Genomic DNA, 17,619 nt, shown 5'->3' on the forward strand with positions numbered 1-17,619 from the left:
TTCATCGACTCACCCCTGACCATGCTCGTCACCGCCATCGCCTCCATCCTCATGGTCATCGGCTGGTACGCCTGCCGCCAACGCATCCGCCAAATCGCCGAAACCCGCGACGGCTACACCGGGAAATCCCCCGTCATCGCCAACCGCACGCCCATTTCCTGACCCCGGCACTTCCGCCACCCTCCGAGCTAAAGAAAGAACATGACACCAGAGCCGCAGTCCACCCTGACCTCCTCCCCTACCCCGCCCGCCGCCGTCGTCCCTCACCAGGACGCCGCGGTGCCCGCCCTGAAATCCGCGGGGCACGTGATCGTTGATTCGCTGGTGGCGCACGGCGTCGAACGCACCTACGTGGTTCCCGGCGAGAGCTTCCTGGACGTGCTGGACGGCCTGCACAACTCGACGATCGAAACCATCGTCTGCCGACATGAAGGCGGCGCCGCCTACATGGCCGAAGCCGACGGGAAGCTGAACCAGCGTCCCGGGGTGGCGATGGTGACCCGGGGGCCCGGTGCCGCCAATGCCCATGTTGGGCTGCACACCGCCTGGCAGGATTCCACCCCCATGCTGCTATTCGTGGGGCTGATCCCGTTTGCCCACCGGGACCGTGAGGCCTTCCAGGAATTCGACATCAAGTCCTGGTTCGACACCGGCGCCAAGCGGGTGATGGTCCTTGACCACCCGGAGCGGGCGTCCGAGATCGTGGCGGAAGCGATGTTTGCGGCCATGAGCGGGCGGCCCGGACCGGTGGTGGTGGGCCTGCCCGAGGACATCATCCGGCAGCAGGTCAGCCCCGCGCTGCACCCTGCGATCCCGGTTGCCGGCGGCGGCATGGCCAGCACGGACGCAGCAGCGCTGGAAGCGGCGCTGGCTGAATCGAGCAAGCCCCTTTTCGTCACCGGCGGCAATGACTGGACGCAGGAAACAGCGGACCAGCTCACCGAATGGCTGGAACGGCACCACATCCCGGCGGCGGCGGAGTGGCGGACGCAGGGTACGGTGCCCTTCGACTCGCCCTCCTACGTCGGCCCCATCGGCTACGGCCGTCCCCGCCCCACCTATGACCTGCTGGAGGAGACCGACCTCCTGGTCTTCGTGGGAACGGTGCCGGGGGACGTCATTACGGACGGTTTCGTCTGCCGCCAGGACTGGAACAAGGAGAATTTCCTGGTCACGGTGGACCCGTCACTGCGCGGAAGGTCAGGTCCGGTGTCGCGGCAGATCCTGGCCAAGCCGGAGGCGTTCGTGCGCGGCCTGGCGGACATCAGCCTGCCCGTGAAGGACGAGTGGAAGGCCTGGACGGGCCGGATGCGCGCCGAGCAGGAGGGCTTTGCCGCGCTGCCACCTGCTGCCCCAGCGGCAGGACAGGCCCGGATGGACACCCTGATGGCCAACCTCGTCCCCCGGCTGCCTGAGGACGCAATGGTGACCTTCGGTGCAGGTGAGCACACCAACTGGGCGCACCGGTACTTCCCCACCCGCCGTTACGCGTCCATGATCAGCGCACGCAACGGTTCCATGGGGTACTCCGTTCCCTCGGCCATCGCCGCGTCCCTTGCCGACCCCCGACGGCGCGTGGTCACCATTGCCGGGGACGGCGAGTTCCTCATGAACGGGCAGGAACTGGCAACGGCTGCCCAGTATGGCGCCACCCCGCTGGTGGTGGTCATGGACAACCAGGAGTACGGCACCATCCGCACCCACCAGGAGCGGCACTACCCCCAGCGCGTGTCCGGCACCCAGCTGAAGAACCCCGATTTTGCGCTGATGGCCAGGGCTTTCGGGGGGTTCGGGGTCACGGTGACCGAGGACCGGGACGTCCCGGCCGCGCTGGATGCCGCACTGGAAGCGATCGACCGGGACGGCGTGTTCGCGCTCATCCACCTCGTGGTGGAGCAGCGGGTCAAAGCGTACTAGGACCAGCGCCCGCCGGGCCTGGCGGCTGGCCCGGAACACAGGTGACGTGGACGACGGCGGGACCTCCCGCCGTCGTCCACGTCCTTAAGGTTCGGTGCGGGTTAGAGCCGGTCCGTCCGGTCCTCGCCGCCCTTGTGGCCGGCCCCGCGCAGGTTCTCCTGGACCTTCCCGAACAGGTCCTTGATGGTCGATTCCGCGTTGGAAATAACGTCCACCGGCACGTAGACCTCATGGGTCAGCGGAAGGTCGTACTCGTCCTTCAGGTGGGTACCGTTTCCCACCCCTGTCATGGACAGGTAGACCATGGCCTCAGTCCGCGCGATACCGGCGAGCTTGCCGAAGACGACGGTGAACTCATTCGGCTGGAAGCTGATTGTCTGCCCGATGTGGCTGCGGCCCAGTTCACCGGCGGGAACCGCCTTTTCCGACTGGCTTCCGGTGTAGTCCATGAACTTCTCCTTTGATCGCCAATGCGTACGCAGGCAGTCTAACCCTGCCGTTCCGCGCCGGCACAAGGACCCTGCTGGAGGGCTGCACAAAGCAACTCCGGAACGGGTGGCCATTCCTCCATTGAGCCGGACCCTCGCCGGGCTGTTTGATGGCATCACCGGGCGGCAGTGGCTGCCTGGCCCATTCTCCCCACAGGAAGAACCGTGACTTCAATGACGAGCCGCGTAAAAAGCCCCGTCCGCTGGGACAACGTCGACATCGGCGACACAGTGGAACTCCGAAGCAATGGGTACACCGCATTCAGCGGGCTGGTAGATGCCCGGACCCACGACGGCGACGTGGTGTGGGTAACCGCTCCGGCAGGTGGCCGGCGGCTGTTCCACATCGCCGACGGCTTCGACCTGGCAGGGGTGCCGTCATGACGGACTGCCCGGACGATTGCCCCTACTGCAGCGGGCCGGAAACGGACTGAGGGCGGAGGAAAGGCCGGCCGGCGAAATGACCGGGCAGGCGGTATTGCGGGCATGTTTGATGCCGGGATCATCACGATCCGGGCATCAAATTGCGGCTACTGCCGGTGGCATCGTTGACGCGGGCAACAGGTACGGCGAAGGTGGTGCCATGAGGTCTCAGAAAATTTCCCAGGGGTTTGCCATGACGACGGCGGCCGCAGCGGCAGCGCTGCTGCTCACCGCGTGCGGTCCAAGCCAGCCGCAGTCCCAGACAACGACGTCGCCCGCCACCGGGCAGGCCAGCCAGTCCCCGTCGCCAACCGCGTCAACGCCGCCTCCGGCCTCTTCGGCACCGGCCACGTCGACGCCTGCTTCCCCCGCTCCCGGGACCACCCCCGCCGGTGCCCCCGCCTTGTGCAAGGCGGCCGGGCTCACCGCCGCCACCGACGCCTCCGGCGGCGGCGCTGCCGGCAGTGTCTACATGAAGCTCAACCTCACCAACAAGGGCTCCGAGCCCTGCATCCTCAGGGGTTTCCCGGGCGTCTCCCTGGTGGCAGAGGCCGCCGGCGCCCCCATTGGTGCACCGGCAACGCGGGACGATTCCGCCGGTGTCGTCGACGTCCTGCTGGCTCCGGGCCAGACCGGCACGGCGGTGCTGCGCTACACCCAGGCAGGCAACTACATGGACTGCTCCCTCGTTGATGCGGCCGGATACCGGGTCTATCCGCCCGAGGACACCGAGTCACTGTTCATCCCGCAGCCCACCCGGGCCTGCAGCAACGCAAACATCACCCTGCTCAGCATCGGCGCATTCCAGCCCGTCTGACCCAACGGGATCTTTAACGGCCAAAGGCGGCCCGGCAATCAAGCCGGGCCGCCTTTCGTACTTCCGGGCCGCCGTCGAACGTTCCTGTTCCGCCGGCTGGCCTTACGTCGTTACCGCATTCTTGTTCTTAGCGGGTTGCGGTGGTGGTGCGGCCGGTTCGTGCCGTGCCGCGGGACAGGGCCACGCCCAGGCCGATCATGGCAACACCGAGGACGAAGTGCAGCCAGTTGTCCGCAGTATTGACCGGGACGAAGTTGGCAGCAGTGTCCTGGCCGATGAGCAGGCCGTAGAGCCACAGCACCAGGTAGATGGCGCCGCCCACCACCAGGTAGTTCTTCGAGCCGGGCACGCTGCGGGCCATGGCAATGCCTGCGACGCCGAACAGCAGGTGGACGATGTTATGCAGGATCGATACCTGGAAGAGACCCAGCAGCATTGCCCCGGATCCGTGCCCCGCGAACCCCAGGGACTCGTAGTTGGAAGTGATGCCGGGGATGAACCCCAGGATCCCTACCAGGAGGAAGACCACGCCTACGGCAAGGGCGGCTTTTTGGATGTTGGTCCGGCCTACAGTGCGACCGCCGGAATTCATGGTTGTCATGATTTCTCCTGCTTGTGTCGTTGAGTGCTTCTGGCTGCCGGGTGAAGCGTGACCTATAGTGCCCGACCATGGACTTAAACCCCGACATCGTAAGTATACTTAGCAAATCAGCAGCGGATAGCAGGGGTCGATAACAGACCCATCACAAAGTGGCCTGCGAGGGCCTTGCACCGGAGGCAGGTTGGACTGGCATGACGTCGATTTGGCTGGACCGCAGGGATCCCTTCACTTCTGATCCGTTCGAACCGGACACCAGGTACGACACGGTGGTGGCGGGCGCCGGCCTCACCGGACTGGTCACCGCACTGCTGCTGGCCCGCTCCGGGCAAAGCGTCCTGGTACTGGAAGCCCGATTTCCCGGGGCCGTGACCACCGGCAACACCACCGCGAAGGTAACCCTGCTGCAGGGAACCTTCCTGTCCCAGCTCGCCCGCCAGTACTCGCAGAAGCAGGTGCAGGCGTACGTGGACGGGAACCGGGAAGGCCAGGCGTGGCTGCTGCGCTACCTGGAGGAACACAACGTGCCCTTCCAGCGCCGCGACGCCTACACCTACGCCTCGTCTGCGCAAGGCACCGAGAAGTTGCGCGAAGAGGTGAGCGCCGCCAGTACCGCCGGGCTGGACGTGGATTACGTGCGTGACGCCGGCCTGCCATTCCCTGTCCACGGAGCGGTGCGGCTGAGGGACCAGGCCCAGATCAACCCCATTGAGGTCATCGACGCACTGGTGGCTGACATCCGCAGCCGGGGCGGCCATATCGTCAGCGGCGTGCGCCTCCGGGACGTGACCGGCGATGCACCCTCAGCGGTCAAGACCGACCGTGGCAGTGTCAGGGCGGACAAGGTGGTCCTTGCCACGGGCATCCCCGTCCTGGACCGTGGCCTGTATTTCGCCAAACTGAAGCCAAGCCGTTCCTACGCGGCGGCCCTTGAGCTGCAGGAGGACCAGGCGCCCCCGCCGGGCATGTACATCTCCGTGGAACAGCCTACCCATTCCCTTCGCGACTACGCGGTAGACGGCAGGAACCTGCTGCTCGTGGGCGGGCACGGGCATCAGGTGGGCCGGACGGATTCGGAAAAGGCGCACCTTTCCGGCCTGCTCGAGTGGGCGGGCGGGCATTACCCCGGCGCAGTCACCACGCACACCTGGTCCGCGCAGGATTATCTGCCCACCAACCTCATGCCCTTTTTCGGCAAACTTCCGCGCGGCAAGGGCCAGATCTATTTCGGCACAGGCTACAACAAGTGGGGAATGACCAATGCCGTCGCCGCAGCGCTGGGGATATCTGCGGACATCCTGGGCGGGCAGGTGCCCTGGGCGGACACCATCCACCACCGCATCACCTCACCGGCAGGCGCCTTGTCCGCCGTGGCGCTCAATGCCGGCGTGGCTGCACGACTGGCTTCCGACTGGGGGAAGGTGACCGCCGAGGGCCGGAAGTTTGATGGCCTGAAACGGGGCGCGGGCGGATCCGCTGTTCCGGCGGAGCCTGCCCCTACGGCACCCGACGCCCCGGGTCCTGCTGCAATCCCTGCCGGCCCGTCCGCCATCCCCGCCGAAGGCCAGGGCAAGGTCTACCGCGAGGGCAACCGGCCGGTGGCTGTCTCCACCGTGGCCGGAACAACCTGCCGGCTGTCGGCAGTCTGCACCCATCTGGGCGGCATCCTGCACTGGAATGACAACGAACAGTCGTGGGACTGCCCCCTGCATGGCTCGCGCTTCACCAGCCAGGGCAAGCTGCTCGAGGGCCCGGCCACCAAGGACCTGCCGGAGGCTCCGCCTGCGTGAACAGGCCATCCGGGAGTTCACTGTCAGTGCCTTGGGGCATGATGGAGGCATGAACCAGGAACAGCGTCCTGCCGGCAGCAGCGTCCCCGGCGCGGCCGCCTCAATGGGCCAATTCAGCCGGCCCACCAGGGACTGGTTCCTGGGCGCGTTTTCGGAGCCCACACCTGCGCAGGCAGGCGCCTGGAACGCCATCTCCTCGGGATCGCATGCGCTGGTGGTGGCCCCTACCGGTTCCGGAAAGACCCTCGCGGCCTTCCTGTGGGCCCTTGACAGGCTCCTGGTCTCGGCATCCCATGCCCCTGACCCCGCCGCTGAAGCGCCGGCAAAGGGCAAGCGGGTGCGGGCCCCCAAACGCAAAACCCGTGTCCTTTACATTTCGCCCCTGAAGGCCTTGGGCGTCGACGTGGAACGGAACCTGCGCTCCCCGCTGATCGGCATCACCCAGACGGCAAAGCGGCTGGAACTTCCCGCGCCGCTGATCACGGTGGGGGTCCGGTCCGGGGACACTCCCGCGGGCGACCGCCGCGCCCTTCTGGCCAACCCGCCGGACATCCTGATCACCACCCCCGAGTCCCTGTTCCTCATGCTCACCTCGAAGGCCCGCGAAACCCTTGCCGAGGTGGACACCATCATCATTGACGAAGTCCACGCCGTGGCCGGGACCAAGCGCGGGGCCCACCTTGCCGTGTCCCTGGAGCGGCTGGACGCGCTGCTGCCCAAACCCGCGCAGCGTATCGGGCTGTCCGCCACGGTGGAGCCCCGGGAACTCGTGGCTCAGTTCCTTGCCGGTTCGGCCCCCGTCGAGATCGTGGCGCCGCCTGCCAGGAAGAACTGGGACCTCACGGTCTCGGTGCCGGTGGAGGACATGTCGGACCTGCAGGGAGCGGCCGGGGCGTTCGATTCCGGCCCGGCGTCCGGGCTGCAGCCGCAGGCTTCCATCTGGCCGCACGTGGAGGAAAAGATCGTGGACCTGGTGCTGGCCAACCAGTCCACCATTGTCTTCGCCAACTCCCGGCGGCTTGCCGAACGCCTTACTGCCCGGCTCAACGAGATCCATAGCGAACGCCAACTGGTTGCCGTGGGCGGCGGCTGGGACGATCCCGGCCCGGAAGGGCAGGCGGGTGCTGCCGGTACGCCGGGGGGACCGCCGTCGGGCATTCCCGCTTCCACTGCCACCCCTGCACACATGATGGCCCAGGCCGGGAGCTCGGCCGGCGCCGACCCGGTGCTGGCCCGCGCCCACCACGGTTCTGTGTCCAAGGACCAGCGGGCCCTCATCGAGGACGACCTCAAGTCCGGGCGGCTGCGGTGCGTCGTGGCCACGTCGTCCCTGGAACTGGGCATCGACATGGGTGCCGTGGACCTGGTGGTGCAGGTGGAGTCGCCGCCGTCCGTGGCCAGTGGGCTGCAACGGGTGGGCCGCGCCGGGCACCAGGTGGGCGAGATTTCCCAGGGCGTCCTGTTCCCCAAGCACCGGGCAGACCTGGTCCACACGGCCATCACCGTGGAACGGATGCTGGACGGCAAGATCGAACGGCTCAGCATCCCGGCAAACCCGCTGGACATCCTGGCCCAGCAGACCGTCGCCGCAACCGCCCTGGGCAGCATCGACGTGGAGGAATGGTTCAGCACCGTCCGGCGCTCGGCCCCTTTTGCCTCGCTCCCCCGGTCAGCGTTCGAGGCCACCCTCGACCTGCTGGCAGGGCGGTACCCGTCAGACGAGTTTGCCGAACTGCGGCCAAGGATCATCTGGGACCGCAATGCCGGCACCATCGAAGGCCGGCCTGGCGCCCAGCGCCTTGCCGTCACGTCAGGCGGCACCATCCCGGACCGCGGCTTGTTCGGCGTCTACATCATCGGCACCGAACAGGAGGGCTCCGCCTCCCCCTCGGATGACGGCAAACCGGCCCGCGCCCCAAAGGGCGGCCGGCGGGTGGGCGAGCTGGACGAAGAAATGGTCTACGAGTCCCGGGTGGGGGACGTCTTTGCCCTGGGTGCCACCAGCTGGAAGATCGAGGACATTACCCACGACCGCGTCCTGGTCTCCCCCGCGTTCGGCCAGCCCGGAAAGCTGCCGTTCTGGAAGGGCGATTCGCTGGGCCGGCCCGTTGACCTGGGCCGCGCCCTGGGCGCCTTCGTGCGTGAACTGTCCGCATCCGACGTCGGGCCTGCCACCGAACGCTGCAAAGCCAGCGGTCTGGATGAATTTGCCGCGAACAACCTCATCCAGTACCTCAGCGAGCAGAAGCAGGCCACGGAGGTGGTCCCCAGTGACACCACCCTGGTGGTGGAGCGGTTCCATGATGAACTGGGCGACTGGCGGGTCATTTTGCACAGTCCCTTCGGTATGCCGGTGCACGCGCCGTGGGCGCTTGCCGTGGGGCAACGGCTGCACCAGCGCTACGGGCTGGACGGCTCAGCCATGGCAGCCGACGACGGCATCGTGCTGCGGGTGCCCATGATGGAGGACGAGCCGCCCGGCGCCGAGCTGTTCCTCTTCGATCCCGAGGAACTCGAGCAGCTCGTCACGGCCGAGGTGGGCGGCAGCGCCCTGTTCGCCTCGCGGTTCCGGGAATGCGCTGCCCGCGCGCTCCTGCTGCCCCGCCAGACCCCCGGCAAACGGCAGCCACTGTGGCAGCAGCGCCAGCGGTCGGCGCAGCTGCTGGATGTGGCCAGGAAGTACCCCACGTTCCCCATCGTGCTGGAAACAGTGCGCGAATGCCTGCAGGATGTCTACGACCTGCCCGCGTTGAAGGACATTGCCGCTTCCGTGGAACGGCGGGAGCTGCGGATTGTGCAGACCACCACCCAGCAGCCTTCGCCCTTCGCCAAGTCACTCCTCTTCGGCTATGTGGCGCAGTTCCTCTACGAGGGCGACTCCCCGCTCGCGGAACGGCGGGCCGCCGCCCTGGCCCTGGACTCCACCCTCCTGAACGAGTTGCTGGGCCGGGTGGAGCTGCGCGAACTCCTGGATGCCAAAGTCATCGAGGCTACCGAACGCGAGCTGCAGCGCCTGGCGCCGGACCGGCGGGCACGGGGAATGGAAGGCGTAGCCGATCTCCTGCGGCTGCTCGGCCCGCTTGCGCCCGAGGAGACGGCGGCGCGGCTCCAGGGTGCGGCGGTGGTTGGGCAGGGTGCCCCTCCGGGTGGGCAGGACGCCGCCGGAGCTGGGCAGAACATCGCAGGGGTTGGGCTTGATGAAGCCGGCGATGCGTTGGCAGTGCCCGCTGACGCAGGGCCCAATGAAACAGGGTTCGACGAAAGCGGGCCCGCCGAAACCCCATCGGCCTCGGCTGCAGCCACCGTGGAAGAGGCGGCGGCGCACCTGGCAGTGCTTCAGCGCGCCAACCGCGCCATCAAGGTCAACATCGGCGGCGTGGAACGCTTCGCCGCGGTGGAGGACGCGGCACGCCTCCGCGACGCCATTGGTGTTCCGCTGCCCATGGGAGTTCCGCTGGCTTTCATCGAGCCGGTGGCCGATCCCCTGGGCGACCTCGTTTCCCGGTATGCCAGGACACATGGTCCCTTCACCGCAGCCGAGGCGGCCGCCCGGCTGGGCCTCGGTGTGGCTGTGGTGGGAACGGCCCTGAAACGCCTGGCAGCGGATGGACGCGTGGTGGAGGGTGAGTTCCGGCCACATGCCGCACCGCCGGAGGCCGCACCCCTGGAGGCCGCAGAGCCGGATTCCAACGGTGACCGGGACGCCTCGCTCGATACCGGAGAACCGGGCGGACCACATCCAGCGGATGGACCAGCAGCCGGCTCTCCTGCCTCCGATGTTCCGCACATTGTTGACAGCGAATGGTGCGACGCCGAGGTGCTGCGCAAGCTTCGCCGTCGTTCCCTGGCGGCGCTGCGGGCAGAAGTGGAACCCGTGGATGCCGCCGCCTACGGACGTTTCCTGCCGGCGTGGCAGCATGTCAGGACTCCCGGGGGCGGCCGCGGACAGCCGTCGCTGCGGGGCCTGGACGGCATCATCACCGCCATCGACCAGCTCTCCGGAGTGCCGGTTCCTGCGTCGGCCTGGGAGCCGCTGGTCCTGGCCACCCGGGTCTCCAACTACCAGCCCGCCATGCTGGATGAACTGATGGCCGCAGGTGAAGTGCTCTGGTCCGGGGCCGGAGCGCTTCCGGGAAACGACGGCTGGATCAGCCTGCACCTGGCGGACTCGGTGGAACTGACGCTCAACCCCGCGCCCGGGTTCGAACCGGGGGACGCCGGCCAGCGGCTCTTGGACCACCTGCGCAACAACGGCGGCGGGTATTTCTTCCGCCAGCTGACCGAGGTAGCGGGCGGCATGGATGCCGTCCTGGGTGACCAGGAAGTGGTGGCTGCGCTGTGGGACCTCGCGTGGGCCGGCCGGATCACCGGGGACACGTTCGCCCCGGTGCGGGCCCTGATCGCCGGCGGCCACACGGCCCACCGGCAGGTGGCCCGGGCACCGCGGGCCAGGGCGCCGCGACTGAGCCGGCTGGGACGTTCCCACGGCACCGGCCTGATGGGGTCCGCCGGACTGGCCGGGGGCCGGTACGGACCGCAGGGTGCCGCCACCCCGCCCACTGCCGCAGGCCGCTGGTCCGCGCTTCCCGAGCCGGAACTCGATGCCACCATCCATGCCCGGGCCACCGCGGAACTCCTGTTGGACCGCTACGGCGTGGTCACCAGGGGCTCGGTGATGGCGGAACAGATCCTGGGCGGCTTCGGCCTGATGTACAAGGTGCTGGCCCGGCTGGAGGAGGCCGGCCGCTGCCGCCGGGGTTACTTCATCGAACACCTTGGTGCCGCACAGTTCGCCGTTCCCGCCACAGTGGACCGGCTCCGCTCCTATTCTGAGGACACGCAACTGGCCAAGGCGGACCCTGTTGCCCTGGCACTCGCCGCCACCGATCCTGCCAACCCATACGGTGCGGCGCTCCCCTGGCCGGCACTGCAGGACGACGCCGGCACCGGCCACCGTCCCGGCAGGAAGGCGGGTGCACTGGTTGTCCTGGTGGACGGTGCGTTGGTCCTCTATGTGGAGCGGGGCGGAAAGACACTGCTGGCGTTCAGTGATGACGAGGCCGTCCTCGCGGCTGCGGGCGCGGCACTGGTGGGTGTTGTAACCCGCGGAGCCGTGGACAAGCTGATCATGGAGAAAGTAAACGGGCACGGCATCCTGGACACCCCCGTTGCCGCCGCGCTCAGCGGCGCCGGCGCCTATTCCACCCCGAAGGGATTGAGGATCCGTGCCTGAGGGCGATTCCGTCTGGCGGGCGGCCCGCCAGCTGCACGAGGCCCTGGCCGGACAGACATTGCTGGCATCCGATTTCCGGGTGCCCCGGTTCGCCACGCTGAACCTGGCCGGCTGGACCGTTGCGGAGGTGGTTCCCAGGGGCAAGCACCTCCTGATGCGGGTGGTCAGCCCGGGGGACAAGAGGCTGACTATCCACTCACATCTGAAGATGGAAGGCGCCTGGCAGGTCTATCCGCCCGGCGGAAGGTGGCGGAAGCCGGGTTTCACTGCCCGGTGCGTGCTGCGCACGGCCGCGGCCGACGCCGTCGGCTTCTCACTGGGCATTGTGGAAGTGGTGCCTACGTCCAACGAGGACTCCATCGTCGGGTTCCTCGGACCGGACCTCCTGGGCCCGGACTGGGACTTGGACGAGGCGGAACGCCGGATCCGCTCGCGCCCCGAGGTGCCGGTGGGAGTTGCGCTTCTGGACCAGCGGAACCTCGCGGGCATCGGAAATATCTACCGTTGCGAGGCCTGCTTCCTGTCCGCGGTGCATCCCGCCACGCCTGTTTCAGAGGTCGCCGACGTGCGGACCCTGATGACCGACGCAAAACAGCTGTTGGAGGTCAACCTGGGGCCTGGTCGCCGCGTGACCATCCTCAACGCACGCGGCATGCCGGTGGGCAGGATGGCGGGCAGGCCCGGGTACTGGGTTTACGGACGGGAGCGCCAACCATGCCTGAAGTGCGGCACCGCCATCCAGCGCGGACTGCTGGGTAAACCGAACGGCGAGGAAGAACGGGACATCTACTTCTGCCCGAAGTGCCAGCCTGCACCGGCTTGATCTGTTCAGGCTCTGATCTTTCAGGCCTTGATCCCTTCAGGCAGAGGGTTGTTCAGGCAGAGGGTTGTTCAGGCACAGTGTTCCGGAGCCTTGACGGCAGTGGCCTCCCCGGCGGTCTTCGGCGGGGAGACGGGAACCATGAAGCGCGGCAGCAGCACATGGACCAAAGGACCGATGGCCAGCGCGTAGGCCACGGTGCCCACGCCCACTGAACCGCCCAGCAGCCAGCCGATGGCCAGGACGCACACCTCAATAAGCGTGCGCGACAGCCGTACCGACCACCCGGTGCGGCGGGCCAGCCCGGTCATCAGCCCGTCCCTCGCCCCTGGCCCGAAACGCGCCCCGATGTAGCACGCGGAAGCGATGCCATTAAGCACAATGGCACCGCCCAGGAGTGCAAACTGGCCTGCGATCTGGGACACCGCCGGGATAAGCGCCAGCCCAACGTCCGCAAACACTCCCACAAGCACCGCGTTGCACAACGTTCCGAAGCCTGGCCACTGCCGCAGCGGGATCCAGAGCAGCAAGACCAGGAAACTCACGATGATGACCACCCCGCCGATGCTCAGGCCGGTGCGGTTGGCCAGGCCCTGGTGGAACACGTCCCAGGGGTCCAGGCCGAGGCCCGCACGGATGAACATGGCGAGCGATATGCCATACATGGCAAGGCCGGTGAACAGCTGGAGGAGTCTGCGGGTCATCATGCACACAACCTTTCCACGCAACTGGCATTGGAATACATAGCCAGTTTGAGATACTGGCCTGATGTCTTCCCTTACCGCATCGGCACTTGCGCGCCTCCTGGGCACGTGGAATCCGGGCGCCTCCCCCGCTTACCGTGAGCTGGCCGACGTCGTCCGTCTCCTGGTGCTGGACGGCCGGGTAGCCCTGGACACGGCACTGCCCAGCGAACGTGCCCTTTCCGTAGCCCTGGGCGTCAGCCGGACCACGGTGACGGCAGCCTACGGCCACCTCCGCGAACAGGGCTTCCTGAGCAGCGGTCAGGGCAGCAGGAGCCGCACCAGGATTCCGCGCACGACGGCGGCGGGCACCACGGTGCTTCTTGGGCCACTGATTGGCGGCCCGGGGACGTCCGGGCAGGGAAAGGCGGCAGCTGCAGCTGCCGCGGGCCCTGGTGCGCTGGGATTGGCAGCACCCGGGCTGGCAGCGCCGGAGGGTTTGATCGACCTGGCTTATTCGTCCCTGCCCGCCAGCGGCGAAATGGTGCACCGGGCCTTCGCGGCGGCCCTGACCGAGCTTCCGGCGCTGCTGCCCGGGTTCGGTTATGACGCCATGGGCCTGCTCCCCCTCCGCGAAGCAGTCGCAGCACGCTACACGGCTGCGGGTGTACCCACCACGGCAGGCCAGGTGCTGGTGACCTCCGGTGCGCAGCACGCCCTGAACATCATCCTTCGCGCCCTGACCGGCCGGCAGGACAAGGTGCTGGTGGAACATCCGAGCTATCCGAACGCACTCGATGCCATCCGTGCCGCGGGGTGCCGTGCAGTACCCGTGGCGTTCGCACCCCTTCAGGTCCTCCAACCCGCAGATTCCAGCAGGACAGGCGACCTGGCCACCGTGGCCTGGGACATGCAGGGGCTCAAGGCGGCAATCGTGCAGCAGCGGCCCAGGATGGCCTATGTAGTGCCGGACTTCCACAACCCCACCGGCCAACTCATGCCGGACACCCAGCGCCGCCAGCTGGTGAAGGCGGCCGCGGCGGCCGGTACAACCCTGGTGGTGGATGAGACCCTGCGGGACCTGAACCTCGATGGCACCCACACAACTCCCGTGGCAGCGTTCAGCCCGGCCGTGGTGACCATCGGCACGCTCAGCAAGTCCCACTGGGGCGGGCTGCGAACTGGCTGGATCCGTGCATCCGAGGACATGATCCAGCGGTTTGCGTCCGCCCGGACATCCCTGGACCTGGGAGGACCAGTGATGGAACAACTGGCCTCGGCCCACCTGGTCCGCGCCCTGGACGAACCGCTCCCGGCCCGGCTCGCCGGACTCCGGGAGAACCGGTCAGTCTTGCTGGAACTCCTCGCAGGCCATCTCCCGGCGTGGGAAACCCTCTACCCATCGGGCGGCCTGTCCGCGTGGTGCAGGCTGCCCGGCCCCACCAGCACCGCCCTGACGGTCATTGCTCCCGACTTTGGCATTCGGCTGGCGGCGGGGCCACGGTTTGGAATAGGCGGCGCCTTCGAACAGTATCTCCGCGTGCCGTTTACGCTGCCGCCGGAAAAGCTGGAGACCGCGGTGCTGGCGCTGCGGTCCGCGCAGGACCGGCTCGACGCCGCCCCGCAACTGCGCCGGAGCCTTGGGAAGGCCCCGGACGTGGCTATTGCTTGACCAGCTGACCCGCCAGCACCGGAATCGCCGGATGTGTGCGTAACCGCCGGAGAGTTACGGCGGTTACGCACACATCCGGCGACTGGGGCGCCAAACGGGGAGTCCCCTTTACGCGTACACGCGCTCCAGGAAGCCGCCCCAGGCCTTGGCCGTGGTTTCGGAATCACCGGCGCCGCTGAAGTCGTGGACAGTCATGCCCACAGGGGCGCCGAAAGCGTTGCGGCCGAAGAACCGGTAGAGGGCGTCCTCAGTGCGCAGGCCCAGGAAGTGCTCGTTCGAAAAGTCCACCTCGCCCGCAAGCCGGCCTACGCCGTCGAGCTCCACCTCCACCGCAGCCCCCTGCCTGGCGGAACTGACACCCAACGCTTCGCGGAGCCGGATGAAGCCGTCCGGTGCTTGGGAGGCCGCCGGTGCCTGGATGTCCGTAAACACCACCGGCCTGCCGTCGAAGTACTGCAGGTATTGGCCCAGCGTGTGCAGGTAGAACTCGGTGTGGCGGCTGGCGCCGTCGTACTGCTGGTCCCAGTTGTCCGCGAAAATGCCGCTGTGGACGTAGTGCAGCCGGGCCCTGCCGCCGTCGAGCGGTTCCAGCACATGTTCCAGCTGGTTGAACCAGCCGTCCGGACCATCCATCCGGGAGACCAGGTGGTGCGGGTACTCCTCCACAGTCTTGACGTCCGGCCACTGGTCCGTGGGGAACATCCACGCGGGCGTTCCGTTGGTTACCGCTTCCCATACCCGCTCCGGAGTGCCGGGGAGCTCCATGTCGTAGACGATCTCGAAGTTGCGGTTGTCGGTCATTTGTCCTGCTCCTTGCCTGGATGGGATTCGTTGCGTGGATGGGATTCATCGGTTGCCTTGAGGGCACTGGACTCTTTAAGTGCAGGGTGCAGCGCCACGACGAGCCGGTGCCGCCGTCCCTTCGGTGACGCCCCGCCGTCGTGGTACTTGTCCACCAGCCGGGTGACCTCGGCGCCGAGCTCCTCGGCAAAGGCCGCACGGTCGGCGGCGGTGCGGAAGGTGATCTCGCCGTCGATGGCGAAGGTGGCCAGCTTCTGCCGGGCAGCGGCGGCGCCGGCAATCAGCTTCCCCACCTCCTGCACCATCCGGCCCGCGAGCGCCAGCAGCCAGAAGGCGGAGAAGCGGTCGGCGAACTGGCGCGGATCCGGGGAAACTTCGTTCAATGCCGACGGTGAGATGAGGTAGGAGGCTGCCGTGGCCTGCAGAACCCGCTCGGTCACGTTGCCCTTGCGCCGTTCCTCCACCAGCTCCACCAGCCCGTGCCGCTCCAGCGCCTTGAGATGGTAGTTCACCTTCTGCCGGGGCAGTCCCACCCGGACCGCCAACTGGGCGGCGGAGGACGGCTGGACGAGCTCCCGCAGGATCCGGGCGCGAATGGGGTCCAGGGATGCCTCGGCCGCTGCCGGGTCCTCGATGACTGCGATGTCCTGCATGCCTCCAGTGTCGCAACCGACAACTTTTTTTGTCAAGAACTTTTTTGTCGTCGGAAGCGAGCTCGCCGGGAGCGGACTCGCCGGAAAGCGCTGGGATCGCCGGAACGTTCCGGCGTACTGGACGCGTTCCGGCGAGCTGGAAGCGTTCCGGCGACCTGGACGCGTTCCCACGGTTCGGCGGCGGCAACCCCGGTGGCCGGCTTCGGCCACGGCGGCGCCGGTAGAATGGACCGGTGATGCAATCCCCCCTCCCCGTGCGCGACGGCGTCAACGCCACCCGTCTTCGCCTCCCGGAAGGGGGGCCGTGGGACACTGCAATGGACTACATGATGCACCGGTGGGGGCACATCGATCCGCAGGGCATCGAGGACAGGTTCGACGCGGGCGAGATCGTTGGCGAGGGCGGCATCCCCCTGAGCCGGCACACCAGACTAGAAGACCACACCTTCATTTGGTACTACCGCACCCTGCCGCCGGAGACGCGGCTGCCCGTGGAAATCAACATCCTCCACCAGGACGGACACCTGCTGGTGGTGGACAAGCCGCATTTCCTGCCCACCACGCCGGGCGGCACGTACATCCAGGAGTCGGCCCTGGTACGGCTGCGGAACCAGCTGGAGCTGCCGGACCTGATCCCCATGCACCGGCTGGACCGGATGACCGCGGGCGTCCTGCTCTTCTCCACCAACCCGCAGACCCGCGGCAAATACCAGGTGTTGTTTGAAAAGCGGCAGGTCCAGAAGGAGTACGAGTGCGTGTCCGCCGCCGAACCTGCGCCGGGGTACCCCGCCGTCGAATTCCCCGTGGTGGTCCGCAACCGGATGACCAAGTCCCGCAGCTACCTATTGGCCGAGGTCATTGACGGCGAGCCCAACGCGGAAACCAGGATTGAGCGGCTGGAAACGTTCGACGGCGGGCCTGCGGCAGGTGCCGACGGCGCGGGGCAGCGCCTGGCCAGGTACCGGCTGGAACCGCACACCGGAAAGACCCACCAGCTGCGGGTCCACATGGCGTCGTTGGGGCTGGGGATCGTCAACGATGCCTTCTACCCAGACCTGCTGGACAAGGCACCTGACAACTACGCCAAACCGCTGCAGCTGCTGGCCCGGGGCATCAGGTTCGTGGATCCGGTCTACGGCAGGCCGGTGGAGTACCGCAGCAGCCTGGAGCTCAGCGAAGCGGCTCCAGTACGTCCCTGAACAGCGTCTCCACCTCCTCCGTGTGCAGCACGAACTCCACCAACTCCAGGCTGCTTGCCGGATGCAGGGCGCGGAAGCCCACAACCGCGTCCAGCGCTGTTTGCGCCACCGCCGCAGCCGGCCAGCCGTAAGCACCGGCCCCCACCGCCGGAAAGGCCAGCGTTCCCGCCGCCAGGCTATCTGCCAGCCGCAGGCTCTCGCTGAAGCAGGACACCAGGAGCGCGCGGTTGGTCTGGCCGGCGTGGCGGTTGGGTCCCACCGTGTGGATCACCCAGCGCGCCGGCAGCCGGAATGCCGGTGTTGCCACGGCGGCCCCGGTCTGGAGGCCGTGCGGCAGCTGCATCGCGCGCAGTTCCCGGCACGCGGCCAGCAGTTCCGGCCCGGCAGCGCGGTGCAGCGCCCCATCCACTCCCCCGCCGCCCAGCAGCGACGCATTCGCGGCGTTCACCACCACATCCACCCGCCGCTGCGTAATGTCACCCTGCAGAACCGAGACCCGCATGCCGCCAGTTTCCCAAGTGCGGT

At 67.7% G+C, this 17,619-nt stretch carries 14 protein-coding genes; 8 read left to right on the forward strand and 6 right to left on the reverse strand.

The features are described from left to right. Positions 1 to 201 precede the first annotated feature (201 nt). On the forward strand, positions 202 to 1,917 hold the full coding sequence (locus ACR65K_RS14175) for a thiamine pyrophosphate-dependent enzyme (RefSeq protein WP_440153514.1): 1,716 nt from the start codon (positions 202 to 204) through the stop codon (positions 1,915 to 1,917). A gap of 101 nt (positions 1,918 to 2,018) precedes the next feature. On the opposite strand, the gene ACR65K_RS14180 is transcribed toward ACR65K_RS14175, so the two are convergent. After that, positions 2,019 to 2,366 carry a hypothetical protein gene (locus ACR65K_RS14180; RefSeq protein WP_440153516.1) on the reverse strand — a complete coding sequence of 116 codons (348 nt, stop codon included), beginning with the start codon at positions 2,364 to 2,366 and terminating at the stop codon, positions 2,019 to 2,021. 213 nt (positions 2,367 to 2,579) lie between these two features. On the opposite strand from ACR65K_RS14180, the gene ACR65K_RS14185 reads away from it, so the two are divergent. Continuing rightward, on the forward strand, positions 2,580 to 2,789 hold the full coding sequence (locus ACR65K_RS14185; RefSeq protein ID WP_440153709.1) for a hypothetical protein: 210 nt from the start codon (positions 2,580 to 2,582) through the stop codon (positions 2,787 to 2,789). 199 nt (positions 2,790 to 2,988) lie between these two features. Further along, on the forward strand, positions 2,989 to 3,645 hold the full coding sequence (locus ACR65K_RS14190; RefSeq protein WP_440153518.1) for a DUF4232 domain-containing protein: 657 nt from the start codon (positions 2,989 to 2,991) through the stop codon (positions 3,643 to 3,645). A 127-nt stretch (positions 3,646 to 3,772) separates the two neighbouring features. Here ACR65K_RS14190 and ACR65K_RS14195 read toward each other — a convergent pair whose 3' ends face one another. Next, positions 3,773 to 4,246, reverse strand: coding sequence for a DUF4383 domain-containing protein (locus ACR65K_RS14195; protein ID WP_440153520.1), 474 nt, complete (start codon positions 4,244 to 4,246; stop codon positions 3,773 to 3,775). 191 nt (positions 4,247 to 4,437) lie between these two features. Between ACR65K_RS14195 and ACR65K_RS14200 the strand changes: the two genes are divergently transcribed. The 3 genes from ACR65K_RS14200 to ACR65K_RS14210 are packed head-to-tail and all read left to right on the forward strand — an operon-like array spanning position 4,438 to position 12,089. Then, complete coding sequence (locus tag ACR65K_RS14200) at positions 4,438 to 6,033, forward strand: FAD-dependent oxidoreductase (RefSeq protein WP_440153522.1); 1,596 nt, start codon at positions 4,438 to 4,440, stop codon at positions 6,031 to 6,033. 49 nt (positions 6,034 to 6,082) lie between these two features. Further along, on the forward strand, positions 6,083 to 11,266 hold the full coding sequence (locus ACR65K_RS14205) for an Lhr family helicase (RefSeq protein WP_440153524.1): 5,184 nt from the start codon (positions 6,083 to 6,085) through the stop codon (positions 11,264 to 11,266). Then, the gene (locus ACR65K_RS14210) at positions 11,259 to 12,089 is read left to right on the forward strand and encodes an Fpg/Nei family DNA glycosylase (protein ID WP_440153526.1); all 831 of its coding nucleotides are present in this window, start codon (positions 11,259 to 11,261) and stop codon (positions 12,087 to 12,089) included. Before ACR65K_RS14205 ends, ACR65K_RS14210 begins: the two co-directional genes overlap by 8 nt. A gap of 68 nt (positions 12,090 to 12,157) precedes the next feature. On the opposite strand, the gene yczE is transcribed toward ACR65K_RS14210, so the two are convergent. Beyond that, positions 12,158 to 12,793, reverse strand: a complete 636-nt coding sequence (gene yczE, locus ACR65K_RS14215) for a membrane protein YczE (protein ID WP_440153527.1) — start codon at positions 12,791 to 12,793, stop codon at positions 12,158 to 12,160. Positions 12,794 to 12,854: 61 nt separating this feature from the next. On the opposite strand from yczE, the gene yczR reads away from it, so the two are divergent. Then, positions 12,855 to 14,441, forward strand: coding sequence for a MocR-like transcription factor YczR (gene yczR / locus ACR65K_RS14220; RefSeq protein WP_440153529.1), 1,587 nt, complete (start codon positions 12,855 to 12,857; stop codon positions 14,439 to 14,441). A 108-nt stretch (positions 14,442 to 14,549) separates the two neighbouring features. Here the strand turns inward: yczR and ACR65K_RS14225 are convergent, their stop codons facing one another. Both ACR65K_RS14225 and ACR65K_RS14230 read right to left on the reverse strand, forming a co-directional pair. Further along, on the reverse strand, positions 14,550 to 15,242 hold the full coding sequence (locus ACR65K_RS14225; protein WP_440153531.1) for an SRPBCC family protein: 693 nt from the start codon (positions 15,240 to 15,242) through the stop codon (positions 14,550 to 14,552). Further along, positions 15,239 to 15,895 (reverse strand): helix-turn-helix domain-containing protein, encoded by a 657-nt coding sequence (locus tag ACR65K_RS14230; protein ID WP_440153533.1) that lies wholly within the window; start codon positions 15,893 to 15,895, stop codon positions 15,239 to 15,241. The genes ACR65K_RS14225 and ACR65K_RS14230 overlap by 4 nt, the downstream gene beginning before the upstream one ends. 236 nt (positions 15,896 to 16,131) lie before the next feature. On the opposite strand from ACR65K_RS14230, the gene ACR65K_RS14235 reads away from it, so the two are divergent. After that, positions 16,132 to 17,094: an RluA family pseudouridine synthase gene (locus tag ACR65K_RS14235; protein WP_440153711.1), complete on the forward strand. Its 963-nt coding sequence runs from the start codon at positions 16,132 to 16,134 to the stop codon at positions 17,092 to 17,094. Here ACR65K_RS14235 and ACR65K_RS14240 read toward each other — a convergent pair. Next, positions 17,066 to 17,596, reverse strand: a complete 531-nt coding sequence (locus ACR65K_RS14240) for an O-acetyl-ADP-ribose deacetylase (protein WP_440153535.1) — start codon at positions 17,594 to 17,596, stop codon at positions 17,066 to 17,068. The two genes, ACR65K_RS14235 and ACR65K_RS14240, sit on opposite strands and share 29 nt — an antisense overlap. Positions 17,597 to 17,619: the final 23 nt, after the last annotated feature.

The sequence above is a fragment of the Arthrobacter sp. SAFR-179 genome, assembly GCF_059414945.1.

Coding starts and splice junctions, on each gene's coding strand:
- ACR65K_RS14175 (WP_440153514.1), top strand. CDS start 202: ATGACACCAGAGCCGCAGTCCACCCTGACCTCCTCCCCTACCCCGCCC.
- ACR65K_RS14180 (WP_440153516.1), bottom strand. CDS start 2,366: ATGGACTACACCGGAAGCCAGTCGGAAAAGGCGGTTCCCGCCGGTGAA.
- ACR65K_RS14185 (WP_440153709.1), top strand. CDS start 2,580: ATGACGAGCCGCGTAAAAAGCCCCGTCCGCTGGGACAACGTCGACATC.
- ACR65K_RS14190 (WP_440153518.1), top strand. CDS start 2,989: ATGAGGTCTCAGAAAATTTCCCAGGGGTTTGCCATGACGACGGCGGCC.
- ACR65K_RS14195 (WP_440153520.1), bottom strand. CDS start 4,246: ATGACAACCATGAATTCCGGCGGTCGCACTGTAGGCCGGACCAACATC.
- ACR65K_RS14200 (WP_440153522.1), top strand. CDS start 4,438: ATGACGTCGATTTGGCTGGACCGCAGGGATCCCTTCACTTCTGATCCG.
- ACR65K_RS14205 (WP_440153524.1), top strand. CDS start 6,083: ATGAACCAGGAACAGCGTCCTGCCGGCAGCAGCGTCCCCGGCGCGGCC.
- yczE (WP_440153527.1), bottom strand. CDS start 12,793: ATGATGACCCGCAGACTCCTCCAGCTGTTCACCGGCCTTGCCATGTAT.
- yczR (WP_440153529.1), top strand. CDS start 12,855: ATGTCTTCCCTTACCGCATCGGCACTTGCGCGCCTCCTGGGCACGTGG.
- ACR65K_RS14225 (WP_440153531.1), bottom strand. CDS start 15,242: ATGACCGACAACCGCAACTTCGAGATCGTCTACGACATGGAGCTCCCC.
- ACR65K_RS14230 (WP_440153533.1), bottom strand. CDS start 15,895: ATGCAGGACATCGCAGTCATCGAGGACCCGGCAGCGGCCGAGGCATCC.
- ACR65K_RS14235 (WP_440153711.1), top strand. CDS start 16,132: ATGCAATCCCCCCTCCCCGTGCGCGACGGCGTCAACGCCACCCGTCTT.
- ACR65K_RS14240 (WP_440153535.1), bottom strand. CDS start 17,596: ATGCGGGTCTCGGTTCTGCAGGGTGACATTACGCAGCGGCGGGTGGAT.